The organism is Burkholderia sp. Ac-20345 (assembly GCF_017104825.1).
Classification (GTDB): domain Bacteria; phylum Pseudomonadota; class Gammaproteobacteria; order Burkholderiales; family Burkholderiaceae; genus Burkholderia; species Burkholderia lata_B.
In genome coordinates, this window is sequence record NZ_JAAGPO010000017.1 from 74,162 (window position 1) to 92,557 (window position 18,396).

An 18,396-nucleotide genomic window follows, 5' to 3' on the forward strand; every position below is an offset into this window, starting at 1 on the left:
GGAGCAGAACATGGCACTACGCACCCTCGGCACGTCGAACATCCAGGTTTCGCCGCTCGCGTTCGGCGGCAACGTCTTCGGCTGGACCGTCGACGAGAACACGTCGTTTGCGCTGCTCGACGCGCTCGCCGACACCGGCATCAACTTCATCGACACGGCCGACGTCTATTCGGCCTGGGCCCCCGGCAACAGCGGCGGCGAATCGGAAACGATCATCGGCAAGTGGCTCAAGCGTTCCGGCAAGCGCGAGCAGGTCGTGATCTCGACCAAGGTCGGCCTGCTGGCCGCGCGCGCGGGGCTGACCCGGGACAACATCCTGAAAGCCGCCGACGATTCGCTGCGCCGCCTGCAGACCGACTACATCGACCTGTATTTCTCGCACAGCGATCTCGCCGATACGGCCCCGCTCGAGGAAACGCTCGGCGCCTATCAGACGCTGATCGACGCGGGCAAGGTGCGGATCATCGGCGCATCGAACTACAGCGGCGCACGCCTGCGCGAAGCCGCCGACGTCAGCCAGCGCGACGGCCTGCCCGCGTACCAGGTCATCCAGCCCGAATACAACCTGCTCGATCGCGCCGACTACGAACGCGATCTCGAACCGGTCGTGCGCGACCTGAAGCTCGGCGTCGTCAACTACTACGCGCTCGCGAGCGGCTTCCTGTCGGGCAAGTACCGCAGCGAGGCCGACCTGAAGAAGAGCGTGCGCGGCGATCGCGTCGCCGGGTATCTCAATGAACGCGGGCTGCGCATCCTCGCGGCGCTCGATGCGGTGGCGGAAAAGCACGGCACGCAGCCGGCCGCGATCGCGCTCGCATGGCAGATCGCGCGGCCGACGATCACCGCGCCGATCGCGAGCGCGACGTCGCTGGCGCAGCTGGCATCGCTCGGCGAAGCGATCCGTGTTCAGCTCGATCAGGACGACATTCGCCGGATCGACGAGGCCAGCGCAATCTGAGGTTGTCGGCATCAGGCCGGTCGATCGGATCGCGCAGTCCGCGCGGTTCCGCGACCGGACTGTGTCGTGTGCGTTCCCTTGTCACCGCATTCGCGGATGCGGGTCATTCGGGCGTGGCGGATGAATACAATGGCGTGCATCCCGGCGGCCAGCCGCGCGACTCGACACGACCGGACCGATATCCGCGACGCCCGAACCAACACCACGCACAAAGACCGCCCATGCCCCGGAACACCCGCCGTGCCCGTTACGCCCGCTCGTTCACCGCGACGATCGCCGCGCTGCTCGCGTGCGCGCCAGCCGTGTCTCGCGCAGGCTGGTACGAAGTCGCGAACTACACGGGCACGATCGGCACGGCGCCCGTTCACGTCTCGCTGCAGACCTACGACGCCATCAACCGCAACGACGCGGGCCGCTGGCGCGTCGACGGCAGCTACTACTACGACGCGCATCGCAAGCCGATCCCGTTGCGCGGCCACCGCGAGCCAGACGGCCGCGTGACGCTGTGCGAAGCATCGCCGTCCGCATCGAACGCCGATTCGCCGGTCGTGCCCGCCGCATCGCCGTCGCGGCCGAAGCCCTGCCCGATCGCGCTGACCGTCGCCGGTAAAACGGCAACCGGCACCTGGGACGACGGCCACAAGACATTCCCGATCACGCTGAACGAAGTCGGTCGACTGAACGACAACGATCAGGATCACCTCCAGCTCGACGGCACCGTCGATATTCCGATGTGGTATCGCACGAAGACCCACATGCTGGTCGGCGTCTATGCGCTGTCCGACAAGTGCGGCATTGCGATGCAGTCGCTGCAGGCCGTGAACATCGCGACGGGCCGCATCGACCGCACGATCGCGCTCGACTGCGACGCGGGCATGGTGATGACGTCGATCTACGCGAACGTCGCCGACGCGCGGCGGCCCGGCTACGTCAGCGTCGAGTTCCGCGGCGGCAAGATGGGTTACGAGCAGGACGTATCGCTCGGGCTGCAGTCGTCTTCATCGAAGTAAGCCGGCACGCCCTAACCCGAAATCGCATTTGAGGCTTGACTCACACCGCCGCTTCATTTGACTCCTGCGGACATCGATCACGCGCGCGCCCGCAACGCCCCGCTGCACGCTCGTCACACGCCCGCCCCGGGTCTTTCACGGATTGACCGCGCTATTCGACGTGCCCGAGACTGCGCCGCTCAGGCGGTCATTGGGAGAACGTCATGCCGGACACCAGCACGGAGATCGCCACGATCTCGACGCGCGCCGTACGCGGCCACGAACGCGTCGACTTCTGGGTCGACCATGTCGCGCGCACGCTCGTGCGGATCGAATGCAGCGGCAAGTCGTCCGAAGGCATCGACGCGACGCTGCGCAAACGCGATCTCGGGCTGTTCGGCGCCTGCGACATCGTCGCGAACCGGCACGCGGTCGTGCGCACGCCGCACAACATCCATGCGGACCAGCGCGACGCCGTGTTCATCTGCCTGATGCACGCAGGGCAAGGCTATACGTTCCAGGACGTCGACTGCATGCAGCACGGGCCCGGCGACCTCGTGCTGTACGACACGTCGATGCCGTACGGCCACGGCTTTCCCGCTGACATGGCGATGACCGTGCTCGACGTGCCGCGCGACGTGTTCGAGGCGCGCGTCGGCCCGTGGCGCTACCGCAGCCTCGTCAAGATCGACCGTGACGACGGCGTCGCGTCGTGGGCCGTGCGGCAGGTGTACGCGCTGCTCGCCGCGCCGCAGGAACCAACGCCCGATGCGCGCGAACGGCGCGCCGCAGCGATCCTCGATCTCGTGCAGTCGATGCTGCGGCTGCGCGACGGCGACGCGTCGCCGACCAAGTCGACCGTCCACACGCTGTCGCGCGCCAAGGCGTTCATCGACAGCCATCTCGCCGACGACGACCTCGACAGCCAGTCGGTGAGCCGCGCGATCAACCTGTCGCCGCGCCAGCTCGCGCGCGTCTTCGAGATCGAAGGGATGCCGCTCACGCGCTACATCCTCGCGCGGCGGCTCGAACGCTGCCGCGCCGACCTGCGCGACCGGTCGCTGAAGCACCTGACGGTCAGCGAGATCGCGTTCCGCTGGGGCTTCAACAACAGCGCGCACTTCAGCCGCAGCTATCGCGCGCGCTTCGGCGAGACGCCGAGCGATACGCGCGCGCCGGCGCCGGCCGACGCGCGATAGTCCACCACCTACCACCCACCGCCCGCCGCCCACCACCCGCCGCCGTGTCCCTGCGAGGCAAGCACGGCGTCCGTCCCGGTCAAATGGGGCCGCATAGCGGTCGCTAAGCTGGCTTCCTGCGCGGCGGCATTCGTTTCGCCGCCCGACAGCAAGGAGAAGAAGCGGGATGGAGACGTACGACCATATCGTCGTCGGCGGCGGTTCGGCCGGCTGCACGGTCGCGCACCGGCTGGTGAAGGCCGGCAGGCGCGTGCTGCTGCTCGAGGACGGCCCGAAGGACGACAGCCTGTTCATCCGGATTCCGGCGACGTTCATCCGCGTGCTCGGCACGCGGCGCACGGTCACGTTCGAGAGCGAGCCGCAAGCCGGCGCGGCGGGACGCAAGACCTACGTGCCGCAGGGCCGCACGCTCGGCGGCGGCAGTTCGGTCAATGCAATGCTGTACGTGCGCGGCACGCGCGACGACTACGACGACTGGGCCGCGCTCGGCTGCACCGGCTGGGGCTGGGACGACGTGCTGCCCGTGTTCAAGCGCGCCGAATCGCACCTGCGGCTTTCCGAGCCGTTTCACGGCACCGACGGGCCGCTGAAGGTTGGCGACACACGCTTCAGGCATCCGCTGAGCCTCGCGTTCGTGAAGGCCGCGCAGGAAACCGGCATCGCGTACAACGACGATTTCAACGGCGCCGCGCAACATGGCGCCGGTTTCTACCACACGACGATCTTCGACGGGCAGCGCGGCAGCACCGCGGCCACCTATCTCGCCGACGCGATCGGCCACCCGAACCTGCGCGTGCTGACCGGCTGCCGCGTCACGCGCATCCGGTTCGACGGCCGACGTGCGACCGGCGTCGAATGGCGGACGGAAAACGGTGTGACGGGCTCGGCCACCGCGCACGCCGACGTCGTGCTCGCCGCCGGTGCGCTGAGCACGCCGAAGCTGCTGATGCTGTCGGGCATCGGGCCCGGCGCGCACCTGCACGCGCACGGCATCGATGTGCTGCACGACAGCCGCGACGTCGGCGCGAACTACCAGGATCATCTCGAAGTCTCGATCTACGGCCGCAGCCACGCGCCGGTCAGCCTGCTGGGCGAGGATCGCGGGATGAAGGCGCTGCGGCACGGGCTGCAGTGGATGCTGTGCCGCACGGGCCTGCTGACGTCGAACGTCGTCGAATCCGGCGCGTTCGTCGACACGACCGGCAGCGGCCGCCCGGACATCCAGTTCCACGTGCTGCCGACGCTCGTCGGCGACGTCGATCGCGAGCCGCTGCCCGGCCACGGCCTGTCGATCAACCCGTGCCTGCTCAGGCCGCGCTCGCGCGGCTCCGTGCAACTGCGCGGCAACGATCCGGCCGCGCCGATCCTGTTCGACAGCGGCGCGCTGTCAGACCCGGCCGATGTCGACGGCCTCGTGCGCGGCGTCGCGCTCGCGCGGCAGATCATCCGCGCGCCGTCGCTCGCACGCATCGTGCGCGAAGCCGAGACGCTGACCGACACGGCACTCGCCGACTATGTGCGGCACCGCGCGAAAACCGTCTATCACCCGGCCGGCACCTGCCGCATGGGCAACGACGAGCATGCGGTCGTCACGCCGCGCCTCGCGGTGCAAGGCGTCGACGGGCTGCGGGTTTGCGATGCGTCGGTGATGCCGCGCATCGTGTCCGGCAACACGAACGCGCCGACGATCATGATCGCGGAGCGCTGTGCGGAGTTCATGCTGGCGGAATAACGTAACCCGGCGCGGCACACATGCGCGGCCATTCACTAACCATTGAAAAGAAAAACGGCGCGTGAGACACGCGCCGCCGCTCCATCTGCATCGACTGCCGGAATCAACACCCGGCCGCGCGTGCCGCCTCGCGCAGCGCCATCGGCGACGCACCATAGCGTTCGCGAATCACACGGCTGAAGTGCGCCTGGCTCGAGAAACCCCAGCGAAACGCGATTTCGCCGACGCTCGTCTTGCGCAGCCGCGCATCGGTCAGCTCGCGATGCGCATGCGACAACCGCTCCGACCAGATGTGCTGCGTGATCGACTCGCCTTCGGCCGCGAAAAGCCGGCTCAGATGCCGCAGCGACAGCCCGACCGCGTCGGCGACGGCCTGCGGCCCGAGTTCCGGGTCACCCAGGTGCGTCGCGACGTACTGCTTCGCGGTCAGCAGATACGACAGCGACACGCGCGACGCGCCCGCACCGTTCACTTCCGCATCGATGAGTTCCGCGATCAGCGTGCGCGTGTGTTCGGCGAACCGTGCGGCGTCGCCCTCAACGGGATCCTTCATGAACCGCTCGACGCTCGCGCGCAACGTCGCGCCGAGCATCGCGCCCGCGCCCGGCTTCGGCGCGATCCGCAGCGGGAGCGCCGCCAGTTCCGCATCGAGCCGGTCGTCGAACGTCGTGATCGGAATGTCGATCAGAAGCTGCCGCATCGGCGTCAGGAATCCGAACAGATAGGGCACGCGCGTGTCGTAGACGACGACATCGCCGGCTTCCGCGAGCAGGCACCGGTCGCGCTGGATGAAATACGCGCGCCCGCTCAGGAGCTGGCATGCGAACAGCGACTCCTTCGGCAACTGGCGCACATGCACCGGGCTGCGCTCGATCACATGATCCTGGCCGCTGATATCGGCGACGCGCAGGTCGGCCAGCGCGAGGTCGGTCTTCTCGACCTCGAGCCCGCCCGGCGACAGCGACGAGCAGCGCAGGCCGACCAGCGTGGCCGCGTTGAAAGCATCCCAGTACGCCATCCGGTCGCGCGCCGGCACGCCGGCCGTCGAGCCTCGCGTGCGGGAAAAAACCGTCGAATTCGTCACGTCGCCTCCTGCTGGCGCCTGTCGTGCGGAGCGGCACGGTTGGGGGAATGATTCGTCTGATTATTGGCGCGGCGCCATGTCCGGCGCGATCAAGCAATTCGTCCAGCCCAGTCAAGAGCGGCGCGCACCGGCTGGCTAAAGTCGAGCCCACGACACCCATACACAAGGAGACGAACCGTGGTCGACCAAGCCGTAGCCGAATTCTGGCAAACCATCCCGCCGATTGCCAATCCGTTCAAGCCCGATGCGCTGCCAGAAGCATACATCCCGAACGCGGCCACCGACGATGAGCGCTATTACGTTCCGTTCACCGAAACGGTTTCGTCGCGGCCGCTGTGGATCTCGCCGTCGCAGAACAAATGGTGCGACATCCTGATGGCGAAGGAAGCCGGGCTCGTGAACCGGCACTATCACCCGCACGAGGTGTTCGCTTACACACTGTCGGGCAAGTGGGGTTATCTGGAGCACGAATGGACCGCGACGCGCGGCGATTTCGTGTACGAGACGCCGGGCGAAGGCCACACGCTCGTGGCCTTCGATCACCCGGAGCCGATGCGCGCGTTCTTCATCGTCAAGGGGCCGCTGATCTGGCTCGACGATGAAGGCAATCCCGACGGCTACTTCGACGTGCATTCGTACATCGCGATGTGCAAGGCGCACTACGAGAAGGTCGGCCTCGGCGCGCAAGCGATCGAGAAGCTGTTCCGCTGACGCGCGGCGAGGCTCACCATGACATCCCCTTCCTCCTCCCGATCCGCCTGGACGTACGAGAACCGGCTGCTGCTGATCCTGTTCATGACGTTCGGCTTCGTGTTCTTCGACCGCCTCGCGCTGTCGTTCCTGTTCCCGTTCATGTCGGCCGAGCTGCACCTGACGAACACGCAGCTCGGCATGGTGTCGTCCGCACTCGCGCTCACGTGGGCGCTGTCCGGTGCCGCGACGGGCGCGTGGTCCGACGCGCGCGGCACGCGCAAGCCGCTGCTGATCGCGGCCGTGCTCGGCTTTTCCGTGTGCTCGGCGCTGTCGGGGCTCGTCGGCGGCTTCGCGAGCCTGATCGCGTTCCGCGCGCTGATGGGCATCGCCGAAGGCCCCGTGCTGCCGCTGTCGCAATCGCTGATGGTCGAGAGTTCGACGCCGAGCCGCCGCGGGCTGAACATGGGCCTGCTGCAAGGCTCCGCCGCCGGCCTGCTCGGCGCGATGATCGGCCCGCCGGTGGTCATCGGCATCGCGACCGCGTACGGCTGGCGCGAGGCGTTCTACGTGTCGTGCATTCCGGGCTTCCTGATCGCGCTCTGCATCTGGCGCTGGGTGCGCGAAGTGCCGCCCGGCGGCGTGCGGCACGCGCAGGCCGATACCGCCGGCGCGCCGTCCGCAAGCGGCGCGGCAGTCAGCCGCTGGGCGTTGCTGAAGGAACGCAACATCCTGCTCTGCATGCTGATCAGCTGCTTCTTTCTCACGTGGTTCATCGTGATCATCTCGTTCGCGCCGGTGTTCCTCGTGGAAAGCCGCCACCTGTCGCCGTCCGACATGGGCGTCGTGATGACCTGCCTCGGCGCCGCGTGGGTGTTCTGGGGCTTCGCGGTGCCGGCGATCTCCGACCGGATCGGCCGCAAGCCGACGATGATCGCATTCGCGCTGATCGCGGCCGTGTGCCCGATCGTGATGATCCACGCCGGCTCGCTCTGGGCGCTCGGCGCGCTCGTGTTCGCCACGTACACGGGCCTCGGCTGCTTCACGCTGTTCATGGCGACGATCCCCGCCGAAACGGTGCCGCCGCGTGCGATCGCCAGCGCGCTCGGCCTGATCATGGGCGCGGGCGAGCTGATCGGCGGCTTCGTCGCACCGACCGTCGCCGGCTTCGCGGCGGACAAGTACGGCCTGCAGTTCGCGATGTGGACGTCGGCCGCCGGCGCGATCCTCGCGTGCGTGCTGTCGTTCGGCCTCGTCGAAACCGCGCCTGCCGTGCTGCGCAAGCGCGCGCTCGCCGGCACCGCCGCGAGCCGTCTCGATGCACAAAACCTCGGAGGACGCTGACATGCGGGCACTTCAATGGCATGGCCCGCGCGACGTCCGTCTCGTGGAAATCGACCCGCCACGCGTCGGCCCCGGCGACGTGCGCATCGCGGTCGCGTACTGCGGGATCTGCGGCAGCGACCTGCACGAATATGCGGACGGCCCGCACGCGATCCCGGTCGACACCCCGCATCCGCTGTCGCGCCGCACCGCGCCGCTGACGCTCGGCCACGAGTTCTGCGGCACCGTCGTCGAAGTCGGTGCCGGCGTGACGGCGCTGCGCGCGGGCGATCGCGTCGCGGTCGAGCCCGAGTACCGCTGCCACCAGTGCGCATACTGCCGCTCGGGGTCGTACAACCTGTGCGTGTCGATGGGCTTCGCCGGGCTGATGGGCGACGGCGGCATGGCGGACTTCGCGGTCGTGCCGGCCTACATGCTGCATCGCCTGCCTGACGGCGTGAGTCTCGAACAGGCCGCGGTGATGGAGCCGGCCGCCGTCGCGCTGCACGCGTTGCGGCGTGGCGAACTGCGGCTCGGCGAAACCTGCGCTGTGTTCGGGCTCGGCCCGATCGGCCTGCTGCTGATCATGCTCGCGAAGCTGCAGGGGGCAACCACGATCGTGGCGGTCGATGTCTCGCCCGAACGGCTCGCAGCTGCCACACGCCTCGGCGCGACGCATACGTTCGACGCACGCTCACTCGGTGCACCGGCGCTGCAGGACGCGATCCGCGCGGCCACGGGCGGGCTCGGCGTCGATGCGAGTTTCGAAGCGGCCGGGCTGCCGGCCACGTTCGAAGCGGCGATGCAGGCACTGCGCAAGGGCGGCCGCGTCGTGATGGTCGGCCTGATGCCGCACGCGGGCTTCGACGCGTTCCGCGCGGTCAACGACGAGCTGACCTTCACGGCGAGCGTCGGCTACCGGCATGCGTATGAAGACCTGCTGCGCATCGTCGCGTCGGGCGCACTCGACCTCACGTCGATCGTCACGCGCACCGTATCGCTCGAAGACGCCGTCGCCGACGGCTTCGACGCGCTGCTCGCCGACCGCGCGCAGATCAAGATCCTCGTTTCACCCGCGCAACGGCCGGCCCGTCGCGCACACACCATCGGGAGCGTCGAGCATGAGTCGTCAGTGGGCGTTTGAAGGCCAGTCCGTCGTGGTGACGGGCGGTACCTCGGGCATCGGTGCGCGCACCGCGATGCGGTTCGCGCAAGCCGGCGCGTCGGTCGTCGCGCTCGGGCTCGATGCGACCGGCACGCATGCGCCCGTGCATGCGGGCATCCGCTGCGTGGAACTCGACGTGACCGACAGCGATGCGCTGACGCGCACGATCGCGGCCCTGCCGCGGCTCGACGTGCTCGTCAACGGCGTCGGCATCAGCCGGCACGCGGACGAATACCGGATGGACCAGTTCGAACTCGTGCTGAACGTGAACCTGACGTCGGTGATGCGGGCATCCGACGCCGCGCGGCCAGCGCTGTCGGCGCACGGCGGCAGCATCGTCAATGTCGCGTCGATGTACACGTACTTCGGCAGCAAGGATCGCCCCGCATACAGCGCGAGCAAGGGCGGCATCGCGCAGCTCACGCGCTCGCTCGCACAGGCGTGGGCCGATCGCGGCATTCGCGTGAACGCGGTTGCACCCGGCTGGATCGACACACCACTCAGCAGCGGCCTGATGGCCGACATGCAGGCGTCGCGGCGCATCCTCGAACGCACGCCGCTCGGGCGCTGGGGCACGGCCGACGAAGTCGCTGACATGATCCTGTTCTTGTGCTCGCCCGGCGCATCGTTCGTGACCGGCGCGGTCGTGCCGGTCGACGGCGGGTATTCGACGGTTTAGCGCGCCGCTCAACGGGCATCGGCGGACTTCGGCGAGCCCGCGATTGCTGCCGATGCCCGTCACACACCGCCTTCCGCAGGTTGCCGCTGGTCCGGGATTCGCCCGGTTCAGCTTTGTTCATATCAATCAGTAGTCCAATTAAAAATATCCGATCCGATCGGAAACATGTGAGGAGCACATTGGAGATGACGAAAAAGACCCTTCTGGCGCTCGCGGCATGCGCCATTCCCGCCGCGTCGTTTGCGCAGAGCAGCGTGACGATGTTCGGGCTGATGGATGCCGGCATCAGCTATGTCAGCAATCAAGGCGGCCACGGCGCCGCGAAGTTCGACGACAACATCTTCTTCCCGAACCTGCTCGGTTTCGAAGGCAAGGAGGATCTCGGCGCGGGCACGCGCGCGATCTTCCGGCTCGTCAACCAGTATTCGCTCGGCAACGGCTCGATCATCGGCGGCGGGCTGTTCGCGCGCACGGCCTATGTCGGGCTGCAGAACGACCGGTACGGCACGCTGACGCTCGGCACCCAGTACGAGTTCATGGTCGATGCACTGGCCGCGAGCGGCAACGAGATCGCGCAGGATCTCGTCGGCCTGTACGGCTTTCGCAACGGCCCGTTCGACAAGCTCGCGTTGCCGAACAACCCGACCGGCGCATTCGACTGGGATCGTGTCGCGGGCAGCAATCGTGTCGCGAATTCGGTCAAGTACACGAGCCCGTCGCTGTCGGGCCTGACCTTCGGCGCGCTGTACGGCTTCGGGAACGTCGCGGGGTCGGTCGGCGCGAACAATACGGTCAGCGTCGGCGCGAGCTACGACAACGGCCCGTTCGGTGCGGGCGCGGCCTATACGAACCAGAAGTACGGCGCGACCGACGGACTGCCGCCGACCAGCGTGCGCAACTGGGGCGCGGGCGTGCACTACACGCTCGGCACGGTCACCGGGAAAGCGCTCTTCACGACGGTGCGCAACGCGCAGAACGGCGCGGGCGCGTGGTCGGCGGAAGCCGGCGCCGCATGGCGGCCGTCGCCGGCATGGGTGATCGGCGCGAGCTACACGTACATGAAGGGCAACGACACGCTCGACAACGCGCACGCGCACCAGTTCCTGGCCGCCGTCCAGTACTGGCTGTCGAAACGCACGATGGTGTACGTGGCGGGCGTCCATCAGCGCGCCAATCACGGCAGCAACGCGCAGATCAACGGCGTGATGGATGCGAACGGCGCGTCGAGCGGCGCACTGCAGTCGATCGCGCGGATCGGGTTCAGCACGCGGTTCTAGGACGCGGCATCAGCGATTCCTGATGGCGATCCTGTGTCCGGATCGCCTGACGACGCGGGCGCGACGCCGGCCGACCTGCCGAGCTGCCGTCCTCGTCGTCACACGCGGCCGGCCACAGGCCGATCCCGATCCCGATCCCGATCCCGATCGCCATCGCCATCGCCATCGCCATCGCCATCGCCATCGCGAAGCATGCATGCACGCAACCGCGACTAACTCGACGAATCCGCACCGCCCCCGTCCTGCATCGCCGTATCGCGACACTGCGACGGCGTGACACCGAAACGCCGGCGAAACAGGCGCGCGAAATACGCGGGATCGGAGAACCCCGACTGCAGCGCGAGACGCGTAATGCTCGCCCCGTCGGCACCGGTCTGCGACAGCACTTCGTGGCACTTCTCGAGCCGCAGGCGCTGGATCATCGCCTGAGGCCGCTCGCCGATCGATTCGAACGCCTGGTAGAGCGTGCGGCGGCACACCTTCAATGCCGCGGCGATGCGATCGGGCGACAGTTCACCATCGTCCAGATGCCGATGAATGTATTGCTGCGCATCGCGCAGCAACGTCTCGCGGATCTTGCGCCGCGAAGCGGGCGCCGTGCCGTCCGTGAAATCGATCGCCTCGGCGAGCAACGTCGCCACCAGTTCCAGCACACCGAAGCGGCTGCGCGGATTCATGCGCCGGCCCTCGGTGATCATCGCCTGCAGGCTGGCGAGCGCCACGGCCGCGCCGCCCGTCGTCGGCATCGCGCGGCCGATCGCGTGCCGGGCCAACGCCAGCAGCGCGTCATGATCGGCCACTTCGCACAGCATCGTGACGAATTCGCCGTGCGCGTCGCTTTGAATCCAGTACGGGCTGCTCGCCTCGTACAGCGTGAAATGCCCCGGCGGCACGATCACTTCGCACGCGCCCTGCTCGAGTCTCGCCACGCCGCTCAGTTGCCAGATCACCTTGACGTAGCGGTGCTTCAGCGTCTTGCAGGCATCGCGCCCGATGGATGCGCTATGCGCGCTCGCCGAAATACGTGCCACGCGGCAGCGCGCGTGATCGAACACGTCGACGCTTGCGTCGAATTCGCCGGGCGCGCCTGCGTTGAGTTCCAGCGGAAAGAACCGATGCCGGATCTGCTCCGACCAGCACGACACGCCGCCCTCCCGCAGCAGCGGATGCGCTCCCGAATCGATCATGACGTTCGCCTCCAGAAAAATCCGGCTTTCAAGTACGTCCATTGCGTGGCCGCCTGCATGAGCATGCAGCGGGCGCGACGATCGACTCGCCCGACTTCCGGTCGTGCGCGTCGACACGTGCCCGGCAAGCATCGATGAGAGGGGATCGGCTCCTAGCGTACGGCGCGCCGACGCAAAAGAAAATTCGCACAACTCCCATGCGCGGCCGTAACGCTACCTGACGCCGTAAAGATTTCACCTAGATGCACCGCACTCCTGATGGCTCTGCACGCAAACACATGCGAGCGGGAAACTGGCGCGGCACCCTGCTGACGGGCGGAAACCGGCTTCCGGCCGGGCTTCACGCGATCGGCCCATGCCGTCCCGCACGCCGCCCTAAGACAAACGGCGGCCGCTCGCGCGCCGCAGGAGGAGACACATGATGAAACGACGGTCCATTTCCGTGATGCTGTCCGCGCTCGCGGTCGCGCACGGCGCTCACGCAACCGAAGGCGGCGGCTCCGTCTACCCGACCGGGGCAGAAGGCTACCTGTGCTGCGCACTGCCGCCGCCGGGGCTCTATGCGCTGATCTACGCAGAGCGCTACCACGCCGGTGAACTGCGCGACAACGACGGCCGCGACGTCGCGCCGCCGGACTTCAGCATCACCGCCTATGCGGTAACGCCGCGGATCGTGTGGGTCACGCCTTACACGTTTGCCGGCGCATCGCTGGCCATGCATGCGCTGCTCCCGCTCGTCACGCTCGACGTGCACGCGGGCGGTCAATCACAGCGGCGGACCGGTGTCGGCGACATGACGTTCGGGCCGGCGCTCGGCTGGCACGTCACGCCGACGCTCCACACGCTGCTCGCCGTCGATTTCTTCGCACCGACCGGCCGCTACGACAAAGGCGACCTGGCCAACATCGGCCGAAACTACTGGGCGATCCAGCCGATCGCCGGTGTGTCGTACGGCGGCCGCACCGGGCCGGTGTTCGACGCGAAGCTCATGTGGACCTTCAACCAGCGCAACCACGCGACGGATTACCGGTCCGGCCAGGAATTCATCGTCGACTATTCGGCGGGCTGGGGTTTCGGCAACGGCCTGACGGTCGGCGCGGGCGGCTATGTCTACCGGCAGATGACGGACGATTCGCAGGCCGGGCAGACCGTCGCCGGCAATCGCGGTCGTTCGTTCGCGATCGGCCCGTCGATCAAGTACGACAGCGGGAAAGGCTGGTTCGTGACCGCCAAGTACCAGATGGAAACCGATGTGCGAAACCGCCCGGAAGGGGCGGCGTTCTGGCTCAAGGCCGTGTTTCCGCTCTGATTCGACCGGATCCGCGTCGGCGTCGCCCGACGCGAAAGCGGCGCAGGTCATCGCTGCGCCGCCCGTTTCATCGCCCGAGCAGCAGATCGGCGCCGCGTTCGCCGATCATGATCGCCGGCGCATTGGTATTGCCGCTCGGCACCTGCGGGCAGATCGAGCAATCGATCACGCGCAGATTGGAGAAGCCGTGCACACGCAGCGTCTTCTGGTCGACCACCGAGGTCCGTGGGTCCGTGCCCATCCTGCAGGTGCCGGCCGGGTGATAGACGGTCTTGATGTCCTGCCGCACGAATCGCTCGATTGCCGGCAGATCGTCCGGATCGATCCGGGCCGGCGCGACGATTTCCTTCACGTGCGCCTGAAGCGCCTTCGCCGACAATATCCTGAGCCCGGCCTGCACGGCCCGGATCTGGCCGTCGAGGTCGGCCGGGTCGCTCAGGAAGTTCGCGTCGATCCTCGGCAGGTCCGCCGGATCCTTGCTGCGCAGCCCGACCTGCCCGCGCGATTTCGGTTGCAGATGGCCGACCTTGACCGACATGCCGTGCTCGCTCGCCGGCGGCTTCTCTCCCGGCGTATTGTCGAAATTGTCGAGCAGCGGCAGGAAATGGAACTGGACATCGGGCCGCCCGGTGCCCAGCGTGTCGATGAAAGCGCCGCCTTCGAGGATGTTGCTGGTCAGCAGCCCGCTCCTGAAGCACTTCCACTGCAGGAAATGGCGCATCGCCCGAAGCCCCGTGTTCTCGCCGTAGAGGCTCGCCGGCGTACGAATCGACGCCTGCACCGACATGTGCAGATGATCGTGAAAATTCCGGCCGACCGGCAACGCGGCAACCGTATCGATCCCGAGCGCGGCAAGATGCTCGGCCGGCCCGATGCCGGACAGCATCAGCACTTTCGGACTCCCGATCGCCCCCGCGCTCACGACGACCTCGTTGCGCACGCGCACCGACACGGGCGCCTGGCCGCCCTCGCTGAATTCGACCGCGACCGCACGCCCCGCATCGGTCCGGATCCGGTGCACAAGCGCGCCCGTCACCACCTTCAGCTTCGCGTCGTTGCGCACCGACGCCAGATAGGTCTGCGCCGTGCTCGCGCGTTCGCCGTTGCGCGTCGTCGTCTGGTAATAGCCGATGCCCTGCTGCACTTCGCCGTTGAAATCGTTGACGTAGCGCAGCCCCATTTCCTGCCCGGCCCGGATGAACGCGGCCGTCAGCAGATGGCGATAGCGGTTCTCGCTGACGGGCAGCGGGCCCGTCTGGCCGTGATACGCGGGCCCCAGGCTTTCGTTCGCTTCCGCCCTCATGAAGTACGGCAGCACGTCGTCGTAGCGCCAGTCCGTGCATCCCCACTGCGTCGCCCAGTCGTCGTAGTCCTCGCGCTGTCCGCGGATGTAGATCATCCCGTTGACCGAACTGCCGCCGCCCAGCACCTTGCCCTGCGCGATGATCATGCTGCGGCCGTTCGCGTTCGGCTGCGGTTCGGTCATGTAGGGCCACGATTTCTTCTGGAACACCTGCATCACACCGCCCGGAATCCGGTGAAACGGATTGTCGTCGCGCGTGCCGGCCTCCAGCAGCAGCACCGAACCGGCATGCTGCTGGATCAGCCGCGCGGCCACGACGCAACCGGCGGAACCCGCGCCGATGACGACATAATCGAAGGTCAGGTCTTGAGTAGTCATGTGTCTGTCGATAGGGATAGGCGGGCGAGCAACGCAACGCCCGCGATCTTGTTGTTGTGTCTCGGTGCGGAACGTGCGCGGCTACATCGCGATCGTGACGACCTTCTCCTCCAGGTACGCATCGAGCCCGCTTTGCGACAGGTCACGCCCGACGCCGCTCTCCTTGAAGCCGCCCCACGGCAGCCGCGCGTCGAGTGGGCTCCACGCGTTCACCGCGACCGCGCCGACCCGCAGACGGGCCGCGGTACGGTGCGCAGTCGCGAGATCGCGGGTCCACAGCGATGCGGACAGCGCGTAGACGGTGTCGTTCGCCAGCGCGACGGCCTCGTCCTCCGTATCGAACGGAATGATCGTGCCGACCGGCCCGAACACTTCGTCGCGCGCGATGCGCATCGCCGGATCGACGTTCGCGAACACCGTCGGCCGCACGAAGAAGCCTTGCGACGGCACCGGCTCGTCGCCCGCGACCATCGTCGCGCCGTCGCGAAGCGCCGCTGCGATATGCGACTTCACGCGATCGGCGTGGCGGGCGCTGATCAGCGCGCCCATCTGCGTCGCCGGATCGAACGGCGTGCCGACCCTCACCGACCGCGCCGCGTGCGCGAGCGCGCCGACGACGTCGTCGTAGTGGCGACGCTGCACCAGCACGCGCGTACCGGCCGCGCACGTTTGCCCCTGGTTGACGAACAGCCCCATCGCGACGCCGGCAATGGCCTGCTCGAGATTCGCGTCGTCGAAGATGATTTGCGGCGCCTTGCCGCCGAGTTCCAGCGTCAGCCGCTTGAACTGCGCGCCGGCTTCGCGCGCGATCGTGCGGCCGACCTCGGTGCTGCCGGTGAAACTGATCTTGTCGACGCCCGGATGATTGACCAGCGCGGCCCCGACCGACGCGCCGATGCCGTGCACGAGATTCACGACGCCCGGCGGAAAGCCCGCCTGCGCCGTCAGGTCCGCCAGCGCGCCGACCGCGAGCGGCGCGTCCTCCGACGGCTTGACCACGACCGTGCAGCCCGCCGCGAGCGCGGGCGCCAGCTTCCAGCACGCGATCATCAGCGGCGCATTCCACGGCACGATCAGGCCGGCGACGCCGACCGCTTCGCGCACCGTGTAGTTGACGGTCGGGCGCCCCATGAAGCCGCCGGTCGGAATCTGGCGGCCTTCGAGCTTGTCCGCCCATCCGGCGAAGTAGCGCAGCGTGTCGATCGACATCGGTAGGTCCATCATGCGCACTTCCGTCGCCGGGCGCCCCTGTTCGCGCGCGAGCAGTTCGACGAAGCGTTCCGCGTCCTGCTCGAGCAGGTCGGCCAGCCGGTTCAGCAGCTTCGCCCGCGCCGCGCCGGGCAACCGGCTCCAGTGCCCGCCGTCGAATTCCGCGCGGGCCGCGCGCACGGCCCGGTCGACGTCGGCGCCGGTGCCGGCCGCGACGCGTGCAAGCAAGTGCCCGGTGCACGGCTCGAATTTCTCGAACCACTCGCCCTGCGCGGCGTCGCACGCCTCGCCCGCGATCCGGTGTTGAAGGGTGTACTCGGCTGTCATGTGGCTGTCTCCAGATCAAAGGCCGATCCGGCGCTGAAAGACGGATCGGCATATCTGGCCCACTGTAGGACGCGAGTTGCGGCGACGCTGGGACATCCGTGCATCGAATGCAGGATTCACATGCACACGCGCATGACGTGTCCGTCGACACCGATCGCATGCGCGCCGGCGCCGCAATCGGCTTGCGCGGCCAGCGCGAGGCCGACTCGTGCATGGTTGGCGCGCCGCACGGCCGGCGGCATCGACGCGTACGCGGCGTCGCGAATCAACGCGTGGCGGAACGCATAGAACACGCGATCGCGCCGATGTTGCGCGTACATGATCCGCTCTTCGAGCAGCAGTTGCAGGTGCGCGTCGAGCGTCGCGCGATCATGCGGCGACGCCGCGGCGAGCAGGTGCGCATCCACCTCGAGCCCGATCGTCGCGGCGAGCTGCGCGGTGTCGCGCGCGTCGTCGATCCGGTCGAACGCGCGACCGAGCATCCCGCCGAGACTGAGCGGAAGCGGGCACGGATCCGTCGTCCGCAGCGCCGCGAGCGAGCCGTCCACACCGCTCGTCGCCAGCTCGCGCGCGACGGCCTCGATGAACAGCGGAATGCCGGCGGTACGATGGACGAGCGGGTCGAGCCGGGCCGGATCGAGCGCGTCCTGGCCCAGATACGCCGACATCAGGCGCCGCGCGTCGTCGCGCGGCAGGCGGCGCAGTACCAGGCGTTCGGTCGCGTCGCGCCAGCGCGCGAGCCTGTCGGGTTGCGACGTGAGCACGACGCAGAGCGCCGACGCGCGCGGCGAGCGCTGCAGGTACGCAAGAAAATCCTCGGTCGAGCGGTCGATCCACTGCACATCCTCGACGACGAGCAACACCGGCGCGCCATTGCCGAGCGACACGATCAATTGCTCGAGGACGCCGAACAGTGCGTGCTGTTCGCGTGCGCTCGACCGCCGCGCCTCCTTCGCATCGCAGGGCAGCCCCAGCCAGGTCGAGAGCGCGGCACAGGCCGCCGCACGATCGCATTCGAGCGGCGCGAGCATCGCGTCGATCGCCGCGCGCGTGAGACCGGGCGGGCTGTCTGCGTCGAGTTGCCAATGCGCGCCGATGAACCGCAGGATCGGAAACAGCGCATGATTTTCCCGCTCGGGCAGGCACCCGCAATGCGCGAACGCGTGGCCCTGTGCCCGCACGGCCTCGCACAGCGCGTGCACGAGGCGCGACTTGCCGATTCCCGCGTCGCCGACGACGAGCCGCGGTACGCCGCGCATCGCGCGACGATGGCGTGCACGCGTCTCCTGCCACGCACGCAGCAGCGCATCGAGTTCGCGCGTGCGGCCGATCATCGGCGCCCTCGTGCCGCCGTCGAGCGAATCGAACGGCGTATCGGCCCGACACTCGCCGAGCAGTTCATATACCGGCTGCGGCGCGAGGCCCGCCCGCGCCAGCCGCAACCCGGTCGGCCGGAAGTCGGCATGCCGTTCGAGCGCGAGCCGCGCATCGTCGCTGATCAGGATCTGCCCGGGCCGGGCAAGCCGCAGCAGCCGCGACGCGGCGGACGGCGTCGAGCCGCACGCCATCTGCGACGGATGCGCGAGA

16 protein-coding genes are annotated in these 18,396 nt (G+C 68.2%); 10 read left to right on the forward strand and 6 right to left on the reverse strand.

The annotated features are described in order from the left end of the window. Positions 1 to 10 precede the first annotated feature (10 nt). The 4 genes from G3O06_RS09580 to G3O06_RS09595 all read left to right on the forward strand — a co-directional run bounded on the left by G3O06_RS09580 (position 11) and on the right by G3O06_RS09595 (position 4,878). The gene (locus tag G3O06_RS09580) at positions 11 to 958 is read left to right on the forward strand and encodes an aldo/keto reductase (protein ID WP_174967817.1); all 948 of its coding nucleotides are present in this window, start codon (positions 11 to 13) and stop codon (positions 956 to 958) included. 221 nt (positions 959 to 1,179) lie between these two features. Next, positions 1,180 to 1,968 carry a hypothetical protein gene (locus G3O06_RS09585; protein WP_205815845.1) on the forward strand — a complete coding sequence of 263 codons (789 nt, stop codon included), beginning with the start codon at positions 1,180 to 1,182 and terminating at the stop codon, positions 1,966 to 1,968. 203 nt (positions 1,969 to 2,171) lie between these two features. Beyond that, a complete protein-coding gene (locus G3O06_RS09590) occupies positions 2,172 to 3,146 on the forward strand; it encodes a helix-turn-helix domain-containing protein (protein ID WP_174997744.1) in 975 nt (324 codons plus the stop codon). 166 nt (positions 3,147 to 3,312) lie between these two features. Continuing rightward, positions 3,313 to 4,878 carry a GMC family oxidoreductase N-terminal domain-containing protein gene (locus G3O06_RS09595; protein ID WP_205815846.1) on the forward strand — a complete coding sequence of 522 codons (1,566 nt, stop codon included), beginning with the start codon at positions 3,313 to 3,315 and terminating at the stop codon, positions 4,876 to 4,878. A 103-nt stretch (positions 4,879 to 4,981) separates the two neighbouring features. On the opposite strand, the gene G3O06_RS09600 is transcribed toward G3O06_RS09595, so the two are convergent. Further along, a complete protein-coding gene (locus G3O06_RS09600) occupies positions 4,982 to 5,962 on the reverse strand; it encodes a helix-turn-helix domain-containing protein (RefSeq protein ID WP_205815847.1) in 981 nt (326 codons plus the stop codon). Positions 5,963 to 6,139: 177 nt separating this feature from the next. Here G3O06_RS09600 and G3O06_RS09605 point away from each other — a divergent pair, with 177 nt between their 5' ends. From G3O06_RS09605 to G3O06_RS09625, 5 genes are all read left to right on the forward strand, one after another. Beyond that, a complete protein-coding gene (locus tag G3O06_RS09605) occupies positions 6,140 to 6,673 on the forward strand; it encodes a 2,4'-dihydroxyacetophenone dioxygenase family protein (protein WP_174967813.1) in 534 nt (177 codons plus the stop codon). An 18-nt stretch (positions 6,674 to 6,691) separates the two neighbouring features. Further along, a complete protein-coding gene (locus G3O06_RS09610; RefSeq protein ID WP_174997747.1) occupies positions 6,692 to 7,996 on the forward strand; it encodes an MFS transporter in 1,305 nt (434 codons plus the stop codon). A 1-nt stretch (position 7,997) separates the two neighbouring features. Further along, positions 7,998 to 9,119 carry a 2,3-butanediol dehydrogenase gene (locus tag G3O06_RS09615; protein WP_205815848.1) on the forward strand — a complete coding sequence of 374 codons (1,122 nt, stop codon included), beginning with the start codon at positions 7,998 to 8,000 and terminating at the stop codon, positions 9,117 to 9,119. Then, positions 9,097 to 9,819, forward strand: a complete 723-nt coding sequence (locus tag G3O06_RS09620) for an SDR family oxidoreductase (protein WP_205815849.1) — start codon at positions 9,097 to 9,099, stop codon at positions 9,817 to 9,819. Before G3O06_RS09615 ends, G3O06_RS09620 begins: the two co-directional genes overlap by 23 nt. 185 nt (positions 9,820 to 10,004) lie before the next feature. Continuing rightward, positions 10,005 to 11,096 (forward strand): porin, encoded by a 1,092-nt coding sequence (locus G3O06_RS09625; RefSeq protein WP_205815850.1) that lies wholly within the window; start codon positions 10,005 to 10,007, stop codon positions 11,094 to 11,096. On the opposite strand, the gene G3O06_RS09630 is transcribed toward G3O06_RS09625, so the two are convergent. Both G3O06_RS09630 and G3O06_RS09635 read right to left on the reverse strand, forming a co-directional pair. Next, positions 11,080 to 11,298: a hypothetical protein gene (locus tag G3O06_RS09630; protein ID WP_205815851.1), complete on the reverse strand. Its 219-nt coding sequence runs from the start codon at positions 11,296 to 11,298 to the stop codon at positions 11,080 to 11,082. The genes G3O06_RS09625 and G3O06_RS09630 overlap by 17 nt on opposite strands. Before the next feature lie 10 nt (positions 11,299 to 11,308). Continuing rightward, on the reverse strand, positions 11,309 to 12,283 hold the full coding sequence (locus G3O06_RS09635) for a helix-turn-helix domain-containing protein (RefSeq protein ID WP_241019694.1): 975 nt from the start codon (positions 12,281 to 12,283) through the stop codon (positions 11,309 to 11,311). A 418-nt stretch (positions 12,284 to 12,701) separates the two neighbouring features. On the opposite strand from G3O06_RS09635, the gene G3O06_RS09640 reads away from it, so the two are divergent. Further along, positions 12,702 to 13,592, forward strand: coding sequence for a transporter (locus tag G3O06_RS09640; protein ID WP_241019696.1), 891 nt, complete (start codon positions 12,702 to 12,704; stop codon positions 13,590 to 13,592). A 67-nt stretch (positions 13,593 to 13,659) separates the two neighbouring features. Here the strand turns inward: G3O06_RS09640 and G3O06_RS09645 are convergent, their stop codons facing one another. The 3 genes from G3O06_RS09645 to G3O06_RS09655 form a co-directional block, all read right to left on the reverse strand. Next, positions 13,660 to 15,273 carry a GMC family oxidoreductase N-terminal domain-containing protein gene (locus tag G3O06_RS09645; protein ID WP_205815853.1) on the reverse strand — a complete coding sequence of 538 codons (1,614 nt, stop codon included), beginning with the start codon at positions 15,271 to 15,273 and terminating at the stop codon, positions 13,660 to 13,662. Positions 15,274 to 15,354: 81 nt separating this feature from the next. Then, positions 15,355 to 16,809 carry an aldehyde dehydrogenase family protein gene (locus G3O06_RS09650; protein ID WP_205815854.1) on the reverse strand — a complete coding sequence of 485 codons (1,455 nt, stop codon included), beginning with the start codon at positions 16,807 to 16,809 and terminating at the stop codon, positions 15,355 to 15,357. A gap of 116 nt (positions 16,810 to 16,925) precedes the next feature. Then, positions 16,926 to 18,396: AAA family ATPase (locus G3O06_RS09655; RefSeq protein WP_241019698.1), on the reverse strand; the 1,471-nt coding region annotated here is incomplete at its 5' end.

What these genes read in the sequence shown, in the direction of transcription:
- G3O06_RS09650 (WP_205815854.1), bottom strand. Translation starts at nt 16,809, where the DNA reads ATGACAGCCGAGTACACCCTTCAACACCGGATCGCGGGCGAGGCGTGC.
- G3O06_RS09635 (WP_241019694.1), bottom strand. Translation starts at nt 12,283, where the DNA reads ATGATCGATTCGGGAGCGCATCCGCTGCTGCGGGAGGGCGGCGTGTCG.
- G3O06_RS09610 (WP_174997747.1), top strand. Translation starts at nt 6,692, where the DNA reads ATGACATCCCCTTCCTCCTCCCGATCCGCCTGGACGTACGAGAACCGG.
- G3O06_RS09645 (WP_205815853.1), bottom strand. Translation starts at nt 15,273, where the DNA reads ATGACTACTCAAGACCTGACCTTCGATTATGTCGTCATCGGCGCGGGT.
- G3O06_RS09580 (WP_174967817.1), top strand. Translation starts at nt 11, where the DNA reads ATGGCACTACGCACCCTCGGCACGTCGAACATCCAGGTTTCGCCGCTC.
- G3O06_RS09595 (WP_205815846.1), top strand. Translation starts at nt 3,313, where the DNA reads ATGGAGACGTACGACCATATCGTCGTCGGCGGCGGTTCGGCCGGCTGC.
- G3O06_RS09615 (WP_205815848.1), top strand. Translation starts at nt 7,998, where the DNA reads ATGCGGGCACTTCAATGGCATGGCCCGCGCGACGTCCGTCTCGTGGAA.
- G3O06_RS09625 (WP_205815850.1), top strand. Translation starts at nt 10,005, where the DNA reads ATGACGAAAAAGACCCTTCTGGCGCTCGCGGCATGCGCCATTCCCGCC.
- G3O06_RS09620 (WP_205815849.1), top strand. Translation starts at nt 9,097, where the DNA reads ATGAGTCGTCAGTGGGCGTTTGAAGGCCAGTCCGTCGTGGTGACGGGC.
- G3O06_RS09640 (WP_241019696.1), top strand. Translation starts at nt 12,702, where the DNA reads ATGATGAAACGACGGTCCATTTCCGTGATGCTGTCCGCGCTCGCGGTC.
- G3O06_RS09585 (WP_205815845.1), top strand. Translation starts at nt 1,180, where the DNA reads ATGCCCCGGAACACCCGCCGTGCCCGTTACGCCCGCTCGTTCACCGCG.
- G3O06_RS09590 (WP_174997744.1), top strand. Translation starts at nt 2,172, where the DNA reads ATGCCGGACACCAGCACGGAGATCGCCACGATCTCGACGCGCGCCGTA.